Consider the following 12482-nt stretch of genomic DNA (forward strand, 5'->3'; position numbering starts at 1 on the left):
CTTTGTCGTTGCGATTCATGCTGTTGAAGGCGCTTCCGGCTGGTCGCGGCTGCGGGCCAACGATTATGTAGCTTTCCTTGCGAGCCAGCCGTCCAAGTGGGTCGTGTCTGGATCAGACCCGGCACGGCACTTCTGGCTTCGCCACGATAGCGGCGCTTACAGCTGCCACCCTGAAAACACCTGACTCAGCCTCCCGCCCCGATGCGATCGCCTTGCTGGCCATCGTGTTCGGAGCGGGATTGCCATTTATTGTTTTGCGGCCAGGTCGATTGAACCCCGTTCGACCAGTGCCGCGATAGCCTCCCGCTTGACCAGCCGCCTGCGCCCGATCTTGACCGTTTCCTGCTGCCTGTAATCCATCAGAGGGAAGAGTGTTGACCGACTGACCCCGAGCGGCACTCCCGCCTCCCCGATTGGAATGTGGGTGCGCTGCATTTACGCCTCTGCTGCCTAGGCAAACAATCCTTGCAAGCAAGTGGATTCTGTCCGGCGAATGCGAAATGATACGTATGAAAAAATTGAGCAATGAATGATAAAGTCTGAAGCCTCACTCAATGTCCTTCAGTATTTGAGGCATTTCTCATGGAACTCCAACATTGCCAAAATTGCGGCGCGCAATTGAAGGGTTTTGCTGTTGAAAATTTTGGAAATGTATCGATTCCCCTTCCTGGAATAATTTTGTTGAATTCCAGAATTTTGAGCCTCCCCCCTACCCAGTTTTTGCTTGCCGATGCCTTGGTTCGTGCCCGCGGCAGGCCGGTGGCTCGTACGACGCTCGCCAACATCATCAGCCCGGAAATCGATGACCGCAGCATCGTGAAATACATCAATCGGCTAAGATCGTCGTTCAGAAAAATCAATCCGTCGTTCAATCAGATTCAATGTATAAAGGGATATTCTCTCTATACGTGGAACTACGAGAAAAATGTTCCCGAAGAGGATATTCAAATTCATTGAGTTCAATGATAAATACTGAGATTAAGTAGAGAAATGTAAGTAATAACCCAGAGATGAAGTTCTCAGACAATTCTGTAATTCACAATACAGAGGGCGAGGGGCACATCAATGGGGTTAAGGTATGGCATTTGTAAGCCCAGAGGGCGTCGATCCTTCGAAATCTGGAGCAATGCTGGCAGGGGGCGGAGCAAGTGCTTTGGCAGCCGTGTCGATCGTGACAGCGGCGGCGTCGGCGTTAAGTCCGTCCACTGAGGATTCCGGTGGGAACCGCATTGTCGGCACGAAGGAGAGCCGAAAGGCTGCCGCTCGGGTTGGATTGCATGCCAGCATCGGTGTGACGGCTGCCGAAATTGACGAGATCGATCAACTGGGTGCCGCTGCTTGGCTCGACCGCCAAATGGCTCTGCCTAACGATGGAACATCAGTAGAATTCTTCTCGAACAGGGGTCTCGATCGAATTGATCAGAACGGCCACTGGCGAAACGAAGCCTATTTTGACTCCATGATCTGGGCACATCTGTTTGAGGGCGGTAACGCTGTTCGAAAGCGGATGGCGCTTGCACTGTCTGAGATCTTTGTGGTTTCGCTCGCTGGGATTGAGCCCATGTGGAGAGCGCATGCTGCCGGGGCTTACTGGGACATTCTGAATGCGCACGCATTTTCGGACTTTCGGACGCTCCTGGAAGCGGTGACGCTGAGCCCGGCTATGGGCCAGTATCTCAACATGAAGGGCAGCCGGGCCTCGGATCCATCAACCGGCCGCGTGCCCGACGAGAACTTCGCTCGCGAGATCATGCAGTTGTTTACCATTGGTCTTTTTGAATTGAACCTTGACGGATCACGAGTGCTTGTCAACGGGCAGCCCGTTCCGACCTATTCCAATGCAGATGTCGAAGGGTTGGCCAAGGTATTTACAGGTTTCGACCTCGACTATTCCGGTCTCCAGATTGTTGCCTCGCCCATTCCTGGACCGCCTGTTCCTGAGGTGCAGGTGGTTCGAAGGCCTATGACATCACGTCCGAGGAGCTGGAACCCGCAACAGACAGTATCGACTCACTCCGTTGAGGAAAAGCGGTTCCTCGGAAGAGTAATTCAACCCGGCACAGGGCCAGACCGAAGTCTGAAGCTGACATTGGACTGGCTTGCAAACCACCAAAATGTTGCGCCTTTCATCAGCAAGCAGCTGATACAGCGGCTTGTTACCAGCAACCCAAGTTCTTCATATGTCATGAGGGTCGCGACCGTTTTCAACGACAATGGGAGCGGAGTTCGCGGAGATCTTGCGGCTGTCTTCAAGGCCATCATTCTCGACCCCGAGGCCGTTGACCCTTCGGGTGTTGCCAACCCATTCTTCGGGAAGGTGCGCGAGCCGATGCTCCGATTTGCCCAATGGGGTCGAACCTTTCGCGCACGGTCCACGACAGGAGCCTGGAGCATTCGTCCGATGAACCCGGAAACGTTGCTCAATCAATCGCCGTTCCGCTCACCTTCGGTCTTCAACTTTTTCCGACCCGATTACGTGCCGCCACGATCGCAGGCGGCGGCCAATGGCATGGCAGCTCCAGAGCTTCAAATCGCAACAGACAATGCCGTCGCGAACTATGTGAATGTCATTTACCGGACTGTCTACGAAAATGGCTACTGGTCAGAAGTCTTGAAGGCAAATTATGAATATGAAATCGGTATCGCAAGTGATGCTCTAAAGCTTTTAGACCATCTCGATCTTATTCTTACGGCAGGGCAGCTCAGTGAATTCACCCGAGCGACAGTTTTTGATGTTGTAAACAATATTAGTGTATCGGGGCTGGATCCTGTCCCTTCACTCTTGGAAAGAGTTCGGCAGGCAGTCGTGCTTATCATGTGCTCCAATGATTATTTAGTTCAGAAGTAGAGCTCATCATGAACATTCTCAAACTAAATGATGTCAACCGGCGCACATTCATCCGGCGTGCATCGGCTTTATCTCTGGCCGGCGCGGGGTCGAGCTACGCGCTTGGACTCGCGGGACTCGGCGATGCGGCTGCCCAATCGATGCCCAGCGACTACAAAGCGCTGGTGTGCATCTTCCTTTTCGGGGGCAACGATCACGCAAACACCATAATTCCGTACGACCCGACCAATTACTCGCGGTACGCGGCCATACGTGGCGGTGACCGGGGCATCGCGGTCCCTTATCAGCAGCTTGCCGCAACCGCGCTGAATCATCCCGCAGATCAGACTTTGACCGATGATTTGCGGTACGCGCTAAACCCCGTGATGCCGAACATGGCTCGACTGTTCAATCAGGGGAAGCTGGCAACTCTGCTGAATGTCGGCCCTCTCCTCACGCCGCTGACAAGGGCGCAGTACGAATTCGGCAATCTTACTTCCTTTCCGCGACCGGCGAGCCTGTTTTCGCACAATGACCAGCAAGCAATCTGGCAGTCCTTCACAACCGAGGGCGGGCGCATCGGCTGGGGCGGCAGGCTTGGCGACCTTGCCATGTCGAGCAATCAGAATTCGATGTTCACGGCGATTAGTGCGAGCGGAAATGTCGTATTCCTGAACGGTGAAAACGCAACTGCAACGAATATTAGCCCCTTTGGCCCGGCTAAAGCGTTCCCCGCGCTATCTTCGACAAAGTTCTCAAGATCTTTGCAGACGCTACTTCGTCAACAAAGTCAGAACGTGTTGGAGAATGATATGGCATTCATCAACTCGCGGTCGATACAGTATTCTGCATTCATCGAAAGCGCGTTGAGATCGACGCCTTCATTCACTCAGTTCGGATCGAGCGGGTCGTTTGCGTCGCAGCTTTCACTCGTCGCGAGGCTCATGTCGGTCAGGAGGGAGATGGGCGTGTCGAGGCAGATCTTCTTCGTGTCGATGGGGGGCTTTGACGCGCACAGCGGGCTGGCTCTCAGCCACAGGACGCTCTTGGGAGGCTTGGATTCCGCAATTGGGCAATTCTACGCGGCCATCCAGCAACTGGGGTTGGAGGATTCGGTCACGTCTTTCACCGCATCCGATTTTGGTCGAACGCTAGCCCATAACGGGGACGGCAGCGACCATGGTTGGGGATCACATCACTTTATCTTTGGCGGGGGCGTCAACGGAGGTCGGCATTATGGCCGGGCACCGAGCATCTCCGTCACCAGCGATGATCAGGTGGGACGCGGCAGGCTTTTGCCTTCCGTCTCGGTGGATGAATACGCCACGACGCTCGCGCAATGGTTCGGCGTGTCGTCGTCCAACCTTGCGTGGGTGGCACCCAATATTGGTCGCTTCGCCAATCCGAATCTCGGCTTTATGAAGGTACCGGGATCCAGCCAGCAGACATGAGTCGGGGTTCCACGTGCCTTGTCGGCGCCGCGTATCGTCTCACCCCAACAGACAGTTACAGCGATGCAGGCGCAACGGGGCGAGCGTTGTTGGAAAATATTTCGAACTCAATGTAGCGCTGACTTGGGTCTGACGTGGGTCACCCCTTCAAAGCCTTGCCTTCTGAATGATCGTAACCTTTGATCTCCAGGCGAACGGCGCTAAGCGAATTTGGGTAGAAATTGGGCAGTGCGGTTTTTGGCATGAGTCGGCTTCCGCAAAGCCTCGAAATTCATCTAAATTACGAAAAATAAGAGCTTTTTTCGTAATGATGGGGTCACGTGTTCGAGTCACGTAAGCGGCACCATTCCCCCGTTCCCCGACATCGCCGGTCTTCTTGAAATTCCGCCCCCGGTGCGGGATCATTCGCGCTCGCGGCGTGGGTCGGGGAGTGAGGGCGGTGCCGGGGTGAGGTGGTGTGTTGCAGTGGTGGTGTCGGTGGGGTGGCTCTTCGGGGCTGTGCACCTCGCGGGTGCGCAGGCCGGGCCGCTGTGCGGCACGGGGCGGAATGCCGACGTCTGTTTTGCCTCGGTCGATCGCAGCGGCAAGCTTTCGCCCGAGCAGCGGGCGCCGCTTGTTGCGGCCGCGCCGGTTGCGATCGATGTCGTCGGCTCGCGGCGGTTCGCCAAGGAACTCGCCGCGTTTCACGCTGCGCTGCCTGCGGCGTGGGTGAAGCGCAATCGCTATTGGCGCGGTTTCGATCCGGACGCGGCGCCCGGCGCGATCCTTGCGGCCTTTGCGGGTCTCCATATCGACACGCGCGGCGGCGCGCGGGCGCGGGTGGCGGCGCGGTTTGGCGACAATCTGGCCTACGAGGGCAGCACCGACCGGCGCACCGGCGAGCGCTTCATCGCGCTCAACCGCTACCGGCTGGACCGGCCGCTCGGCGGGCTGGTCGCGACCTATGTCCACGAAGCGGCGCACAAGGCGGGCTATTCGCACCGCGCCGGGCAGTCGCCGGACCAGAAATGCGAGCCGCCTTATGTCATGGCGCAGCTGGCCCGCAAGCTCGCCGAGCCCGACAGCTGGCCGGCATTCGCCGCGAGCAGAAATGCCTGCCGGTTCTGGCGGGAGATGCCGGGCGCCCGTTGATGAGCCAGCGGGTTACCTGCCTGCGCGCCATGGCGCAGGTCGCAAGGGCGTGAACCTGTCGAAACCGCAAATGCGGTGCCGGGACAGCAAGGCTTCGCGAAATGTGGCCGCAATGGGGCAAAAACGGTTGCCCCGCAGGGAAAGATCGTTCAATGCGCATTACCGGGCCTCCCTCTTCGGAATCGCGAGGCGCACGCCCTTCGCGCAGGGGCACGTCCGGGGCAGCTGGCCGGGTGCGCGATTGAACCATGCGTTTTGCGTCGGCACCGCCCAGGCTTCAGGGCCCAGGCTTCAGGAGGACTGAGAACTTGCAGCTTCCGCACCATCTTCCCGGCTCGGTCGAGCTGTCCATCGTGATCCCGGTCTACAACGAGGAAGCCGGGCTCGATGCGCTGATCCAGCGCGTCACCGCCGCCGCCCACGCGCAGTTCGGCGAGCGCTACGAGTTCATCCTCGTCAACGATGGCTCGAAGGACGGCAGCTGGAATGCGATCTGCCAGCACGCCGACCACGATCCGCGCATCGTCGCGATCAACCTGTCGCGCAACCACGGCCACCAGCTGGCGCTGACCGCAGGGCTCAATCACGTGCGCGGCGAGATCGTCTTCGTGCTCGACGCGGACCTGCAGGACCCGCCCGAACTGCTCGGACCCATGCTCGAACAGCTGCGGCAGGGCTATGACGTGGTCTATGGCCAGCGCACCAAGCGCCACGGTGAGACCGCCTTCAAGCGCGGCACCGCCTCGCTGTTCTACCGCGCGCTTGCGAGCATGGTCGACACCCACATCCCGCGCGACACCGGCGATTTCCGCCTGATGACGCGCCGCGTGGTCGATCAATTGAACGCCATGCCGGAACGCTACCGTTTCATCCGCGGGCTGGTGAGCTACATCGGCTTCAACCAGATCGCCTTCCCCTACGAACGCGACGCGCGCTTTGCGGGCGAGACCCATTATCCCTTGCGCAAGATGCTCGCGCTCGCGGTGGATGCGGTGACCAGCTTCTCGGTCGTCCCGCTGCGCTTCGCCTCGCATCTGGGGATGCTGTTCGGCATTGCGGGCCTCGTCTCGCTGGTCGGCATCCTGTGGTCGTGGCTCGCGGGCGGGACGGTGCAGGGCTGGGCGAGCCTCGCCGCGCTGACGCTCATCATGGGCTCGGTGCAGCTGCTGGTGCTCGGCGTCTTCGGCGAATATCTCGGCCGCATGTACATGGAGGGCAAGAGCCGTCCGCTGTTCATCATTTCCGAAGTGCGCCGCCATCCGATCGCCGCCAACGAGGAGCCCGTCGAAGTGGCCGCCGAGGGCGGCACGATCGACACCAAGCGCAGCGAGGGCATCCGTGTCGCAGGCTGAATTCGACGCCTATGTTGACGAATACGACGCCCAGCACGCCCAGTCGGTCAAGCTGAGCGGGGAAGACCCGGAATTTTTCGCCGAATACAAGGCGAAGGAGGCCGCGCGCGCGATGGCCGCAGCGGGTATCGCGCCGCAGCGGATCATGGATTTCGGCGCCGGGCGTGGCAATTGCATCGCCCACTTGCAGCGCGAATTTCCGGACGCGGCGCTGACTGCGCTCGACGTCTCGGCGCGCTCGCTCACGCATTGCGCCGCGCGCGCGATCCGTCCGCTCGAGACGGTGTGCTACGATGGGCAGACCCTGCCGTTCGAGGACGGAAGCTTCGACCTCGTCTTCACAGCCTGCGTGTTCCACCACATCCCGGCCGAGGATCACATCCGCCTCCTTTCCGAAATCCGCCGGGTGCTGACCCCCAAGGGGCGGTTCATGCTGTTCGAGCACAACCCGTGGAACCCGCTCACCCGCCATGCGGTGGCGACGTGCCCGTTCGATGTGAATGCGGTGCTGATCAGCGCTCCCGAGATGCGCCGCCGGTTCCGCGCGGCGGGGTTCACCGACGTCGACCTCAAGTGGACGCTGTTCTTCCCGGCCTTCGCCGCTCCGCTGCGCCCGCTCGAGGCGGGGCTCGGCTGGCTGCCGCTGGGCGCGCAATACCGCCTTCTCGCGCGCTGAGGGGCCCTGACACCATGCTTGCCCGCCTGCTGCGTTTCGGGCTGACCGGCCTTGCCAATTCGGCTGTGGGCTGGGCGGTGATCTTCGGCGGATTGTGGGCGGGCCTTAGCGGGCTGGCCGCCAATGCGGCGGGCTACGGCGTCGGGCTGATGCTGTCATTCACCTTGAACCGCCGTTTCGTCTTCGGCGTGACGGGCAAGGTCCGGGCACCCGAGGTGCTGCGCTTCCTTGCCGCCTTCGCCATCGCCTACGGGGTCAACGTGGCGGTGCTGCTGGCCGCGCAAGGCGTGCTCGGGCGGGACAGCGCGCTGGCGCAGCTTCCCGCCATCGGGGCCTATATCGTGATCTTCTTCCTCCTTTCGCAATTCGTCGTGTTCCGGCAGGCCCCGTCCGAATGAGCCCCGCCAAGCCCCTGCCGATCGAGCCGCTGGGCGGCGCGCGCAAGCCGCTGTCCGGCCTGCTCGACAGCTGGTGGGCAATCGCGCTCGTCTGCCTGATCGCGCTCGCGCCGCTGCTGGTGGTGGAGGGGATCGCCCCGCTGACCGACCTCTACGGCCACCTCGGGCGCCATGCCGTCCAGACCGGGCTGTCCGAGCGGCCGGGCCTGCAACCCTATTTCACCTACGAATGGCAGCTGCTGGGCAACCTCGGCGGCGACATCCTCGTCGAGCTGTTCTACCCGCTGTTCGGGGTCGAGGGCGCGGTGCGGGCGACCGTGATGGTGACGCAGGCCCTCGGCGCGCTGGGCCTCGTGCTGGTGAGCCGCGAGGTGCACGGCCGCGTCACGCCCTTCGCGCTCGCGGCGATCCCGCTGATCTACGGCTTTCCCTTCAACTATGGCTTCATCAACTACACCCTGAGCATGGCGCTGGCGCTGCTGGCCTATGTGCTGTGGCTGCGCCTGCGCCGAGCCGAGCGCGAGGGGCTGGCGGCGGTCTGGCTGGGCGTGGCAGGCGTGGCGATCTGGGTCGCGCATACCTATGGCTGGGCCTTCCTCGGGCTGCTGGCGGGATCGACCATGCTGGCCGAGGTGTGGGCGGCACGCGCGCCGCTGCACCGTGCCGTCATCCGCATCCTCGCCGCTTGCTGGCCGCTGCTGCTGCCGATCGTGCCGATGGTGATCTGGCGCGCGGGCAGTTCGGGCGCGGCGGTTTCGGGCTGGGCGCTGGGGTTCAAATATGTCTGGCTGCTCTCGCCGCTGCGCACCTATTGGCGCGATTTCGACATGGCCTCGCTCGCTGCGCTGGTGATGCTGCTCGGCTGGGCGGTGGCCTCGCGCGCGGTGAAGTTCGACCGCGGCGTCGGGATCGCGGCGCTGCTGTGCCTCGTGTTCTTCATGGCCCTGCCGTTCCGGGTTTTCGGATCGGCCTTCGCCGACATGCGGCTGCTGCCCTATGCGCTGGCGCTGGCGCTGGTGGCGATCGGGGCGGGCGAGCAGAGCGCGAGAGCAGCGCGCGCGCTGCTGATCGCAGGCGCGCTGGCGCTCGCCTTCTTCGGGGTGCGCATGGCGAGCACGACCCTCGCCTTCGCGCGCCTCGATGCGCAGGTGCAGGCCGCGCTCCCGGCGCTCGAGAAGATGCCCAAGGGCGCGCGGGTCGCGTTCTTCTCGGTCAAGCCTTGCCGCACGCGCTGGGCGCTGGCCCCGCTCGATCACCTCTCGGGCGCGGCGATGGCGCGGCGCGACGCCTTCGTGAACGACCAGTGGCAGGCTCCGGGGGTGAACCCGCTGAAGGTGCGCTACCCCGCGGCCGAGCCCTTCGTGCGCGATCCCTCGCATCTCGTCGTGCGCGAGGAGTGCAAGGAGACCCGCACGCGCCTGCGGCTCTCGACCGCGCTCGCCCGCCTGCCGCGCGGGGCCTTCACCCACATTTGGATCGTCGGCCAATACGACCCCAAGCTGAAGACGCCCGAGGGCTTCGTCCCCGTGCCCGATGCGGGGAGCGGGCTGCTGTTCGCGGCGACCGACCCCGCGCCCCCGCCGCCGCCCCTGCCGCAGCGCTGAGCGCCAGCAAGTTCGCCAGTTTACCCCGCCCCGGCGCGCGCGCACCACGGGCGCGAGGAGACGAGGCGATGGATCTGGGAATTCGGGGGCGGCGCGCGCTCGTCAACGGCGGCAGCGCAGGGATGGGCCGCGGCGCGGCGCTGGCACTGGCGCGCGAGGGCTGCGAGGTGTTCATCTCGGCGAGGGGCGCCGAGCGGCTCGAGGCGACCTGCCGCGCCATCGCTGCCGAGACCGGCGTGCGGGTGCATCCCGTCATCGCCGACCACGCGAGCGAGGAAGGCCGCAAGACGATCCTTGCCGCGATCCCCGATCCCGACATTCTCGTCGCCACCTGCGCCCCGCCGCCCTTCACCGGCGACTTCCGCACCGTGTCGCGCGAGGATTTCGAGAAGGCGGTGGCAACCGCGTTGCTGAGCCCGATCGACTACATCAAGGCAGTCAGCGGCCCGATGGTCGAACGGCGCTGGGGCCGGATCGTCAATATCTCGACCGGCGCGGCCAAGTATCCCGCGGCGATGCGCGTGCTCTCGGGCCCGCCGCGCGCGGCGCTGGCGAATTACTGCCACGCGATCTCCAAGGAGCTCGCCGCGCACAATGTCACGATCAACTCGGTGCTGCCGGGGATGCATCACACGCCGGGGGCCGAGGAAGCGCTCGCCCCGCGCGCGGCGGCGAACGGGCGCAGCTATGCCGAGGAGGCCGAGGCCTTCGTCAAGGCGGTGCGCATCCCCGCCGGGCGCTTCGGCGACGCCGAGGATCTGGGCGCGCTGGTGGCGATGTTCTGCTCAGCGCAGGCGAGCTACGTCACGGGGCAGTCGCTGGTGGTCGACGGCGGGATCGGGACGTCGACCTTCTAGGCGGCGGCGCGATATCCGCTCCCGCGCACCAGCTGGCCGGGACGCGCGCCGGTGCTCTCGTCGAAGCGGCGGATTACCTCGCCCGCGACGATGGTCGCCTCGTAGCCGGTCGCGCGCTGGTGCAACCGGCGGCCGCCGGCGGGCAGATCGCGCACCACTTCGGGCAGGTGCAGGGTGAGGCCGTCGAGGTCGATGACGTTGAGGTCGGCGCGCCCGCCCAAAGCGAGCGTCCCCCGGTCGGCGAAGCCCACCGCGCGCGCGGCCTTCTGGCCCAGCATGTGCACCGCCTCGGCGAGGCCCAGCTTCAGCGGCCCGTCCTTCTGGACGAATTCGGTCAGCAGATAGGTCGAATAGCTCGCATCGCAGATCGCCCCGTAATGCGCCCCGCCATCGCCGAGGCCGGGGACGCAATGCGGGTGGCGCAGCATCTCGTGCGCGCTGGCGAGGCTGGCGTTCTCGTAATTGCCGAGCGCGGCGAGGAACAGGCCCCGCCCCTCGGTGGCGAGCAGGCGGTCATAGGCGACCTCCTGCGGAGTGCAGCCGCGCGCCTCGGCCTGGCCTGCCATGCTCATGTGCGCAGGCGGGGCGTAGTCGGGCGGGTTGTCGAGCGGAAACAGCCAGCGCCAGTTGCGGGCGAGCTCGTTGAAGGGGTGGCCGGGGGTGAAGTCCTCGGAGATCAGCGCGGCGCGCAGGGCGGGGTCGCGCATTGCCGCCACCTGTTCCGGGATGGAGAGGTGCGCGATCTTGGCCCATGACGGGCACAGCACGAAGGGATGCACCGTCAGCTCGAGCCCCGCGATCAGCCCGATCGGGCGCGGCATCACCTGCGCGTTCGCCACGCCGCCGCTGGCATTGGTGCGCTCGAGCATTTCGAGCACCCGCCGCCAGCGCGGGGGCGCGTCATTGCCCGAGGCGAGGGTGAAGGTTGCAGGACGGCCGCTCGCCGCGATCATCCGCTCGATCACCGGATATTCCCTGTCCCACCCCACAAAGGCGTCGAGCACCACCTGGAACGTCCCCGCGCCCGCATCCGCCATGCCGCGCCCGATGGCTTCGAGTTCGGCGATGTCGGTATCGAAGGTCGGGATCGCCTCCCCGTCGGCGGTCTTGTGGATGGAGAGCCGCGAGGTCGCAAAGCCGAGCGCGCCCGCGCGCATCGCCTCGGCGGTGAGGCGGCGCATCAGGGCGAGGTCATCCTCGGTCGCCACCTCGCGCGCCGCGCCGCGTGCGCCCATCGCGTAGACCCGCAAGGGCGAGTGCGGGAGATAGGCCGCCACATCAATATCGCGCCGCCCCGCCGCCACCTTGTCGAGATACTCCGGAAAGGTCTCCCAGTCCCAGTCGAGCCCCTCGGTCATCACCACGCCGGGGATGTCCTCGACCCCTTCCATGACGTTGATGAGCATATCGTGATCGCTCTTGCGGCAGGGCGCGAAGCCGACGCCGCAATTGCCCATGACGGCTGTGGTGACGCCGTGCGAGGAGGAGGGGGAGAGTTCCTCGGCCCAGATGCACTGGCCGTCATAATGGGTGTGGACGTCGATGAAGCCGGGGGTGACGATCTTGCCGCGTGCGTCGATTTCGTCCGCCCCGCGCCCGAGGCGCTTGCCAATGGCGGCAACCCGCCCCCCGCTGATGGCGACGTCGCCCTCGATCGGATCGCCGCCCGTCCCGTCGGCGATGGTGCCGCCGCGGATCACCAGATCATAGTCTGCCATGGCTCAGGCCTCTCCTCCCGCCAGTTTCACGATCCCGCCGATGAGCGAGCCGAGCACGAAGATATAGATCGGCGGCATCGAGATGTAGAGCGGGATCAGCCGCTTTTCGGGCGCCTTGTGATAGCCCAGCGCGTAGAGCACCCGCATCGGCGGCCAGACGATCCCGATGGCGGCGGCCCAGAGCGGGCTCACGGCATAGGCGAAGAGCCACATGCCGGGCAGGAACAGCACCAGATGCTCGAGCGTGTTGTGATGCGCGCGGACGTGGCGGACATATTCCTCCGGCCCCTCGTGCGAGGGCGCGGGCACCTTGAACTTGACCCGCGCGAGCCCCGCTTTCAGCAGCGTGAAGTAATAGGCGAGCAGCGCAAGCGCGCTGACGATCACGACATAGATATACGGGTCGGTCATTGTCCTGCGCCTCTCCCCGAGCGCTCGGGCAGAGGCTGGCGGGGGGAGGGGCGGGCG

12 protein-coding genes are annotated in these 12482 nt (G+C 63.8%); 9 read left to right on the top strand and 3 right to left on the bottom strand.

Features of this window, described 5'->3' with window-relative positions:
- Positions 1–246 precede the first annotated feature (246 nt).
- Positions 247–435 carry a MerR family transcriptional regulator gene (locus PFX90_RS05820; protein WP_285711437.1) on the bottom strand — a complete coding sequence of 63 codons (189 nt, stop codon included), beginning with the start codon at positions 433–435 and terminating at the stop codon, positions 247–249.
- A 147-nt stretch (positions 436–582) separates the two neighbouring features.
- On the opposite strand from PFX90_RS05820, the gene PFX90_RS05825 reads away from it, so the two are divergent.
- The 9 genes from PFX90_RS05825 to PFX90_RS05865 all read left to right on the top strand — a co-directional run bounded on the left by PFX90_RS05825 (position 583) and on the right by PFX90_RS05865 (position 10296).
- Complete coding sequence (locus tag PFX90_RS05825) at positions 583–957, top strand: helix-turn-helix domain-containing protein (protein WP_285711438.1); 375 nt, start codon at positions 583–585, stop codon at positions 955–957.
- 121 nt (positions 958–1078) lie between these two features.
- Entirely contained in the window at positions 1079–2848 is a 1770-nt protein-coding gene (locus tag PFX90_RS05830; RefSeq protein WP_285711439.1) for a DUF1800 domain-containing protein, read from the top strand.
- 8 nt (positions 2849–2856) lie between these two features.
- Positions 2857–4278 (top strand): DUF1501 domain-containing protein, encoded by a 1422-nt coding sequence (locus PFX90_RS05835; RefSeq protein WP_285711440.1) that lies wholly within the window; start codon positions 2857–2859, stop codon positions 4276–4278.
- Positions 4279–4743: 465 nt separating this feature from the next.
- A complete protein-coding gene (locus PFX90_RS05840) occupies positions 4744–5409 on the top strand; it encodes a hypothetical protein (RefSeq protein WP_285711441.1) in 666 nt (221 codons plus the stop codon).
- Positions 5410–5717: 308 nt separating this feature from the next.
- A complete protein-coding gene (locus PFX90_RS05845; protein WP_285711442.1) occupies positions 5718–6761 on the top strand; it encodes a glycosyltransferase family 2 protein in 1044 nt (347 codons plus the stop codon).
- The gene (locus PFX90_RS05850) at positions 6748–7437 is read left to right on the top strand and encodes a class I SAM-dependent methyltransferase (RefSeq protein WP_285711443.1); all 690 of its coding nucleotides are present in this window, start codon (positions 6748–6750) and stop codon (positions 7435–7437) included. Before PFX90_RS05845 ends, PFX90_RS05850 begins: the two co-directional genes overlap by 14 nt.
- Positions 7438–7451: 14 nt before the next feature.
- Positions 7452–7835 (top strand): GtrA family protein, encoded by a 384-nt coding sequence (locus PFX90_RS05855; RefSeq protein ID WP_285711444.1) that lies wholly within the window; start codon positions 7452–7454, stop codon positions 7833–7835.
- Positions 7832–9439: a hypothetical protein gene (locus tag PFX90_RS05860; protein WP_285711445.1), complete on the top strand. Its 1608-nt coding sequence runs from the start codon at positions 7832–7834 to the stop codon at positions 9437–9439. The genes PFX90_RS05855 and PFX90_RS05860 overlap by 4 nt, the downstream gene beginning before the upstream one ends.
- A gap of 68 nt (positions 9440–9507) precedes the next feature.
- Positions 9508–10296, top strand: coding sequence for an SDR family oxidoreductase (locus tag PFX90_RS05865; RefSeq protein ID WP_285711446.1), 789 nt, complete (start codon positions 9508–9510; stop codon positions 10294–10296).
- Here PFX90_RS05865 and PFX90_RS05870 read toward each other — a convergent pair.
- Entirely contained in the window at positions 10293–12014 is a 1722-nt protein-coding gene (locus PFX90_RS05870; protein ID WP_285711447.1) for an N-acyl-D-amino-acid deacylase family protein, read from the bottom strand. The genes PFX90_RS05865 and PFX90_RS05870 overlap by 4 nt on opposite strands.
- Positions 12015–12017: 3 nt before the next feature.
- Complete coding sequence (locus tag PFX90_RS05875) at positions 12018–12425, bottom strand: MAPEG family protein (RefSeq protein WP_285711448.1); 408 nt, start codon at positions 12423–12425, stop codon at positions 12018–12020.
- Positions 12426–12482 lie beyond the last annotated feature (57 nt).

Source organism: Erythrobacter oryzae, from assembly GCF_030271515.1.
Taxonomy (GTDB): Bacteria; Pseudomonadota; Alphaproteobacteria; order Sphingomonadales; family Sphingomonadaceae; genus Erythrobacter; species Erythrobacter oryzae.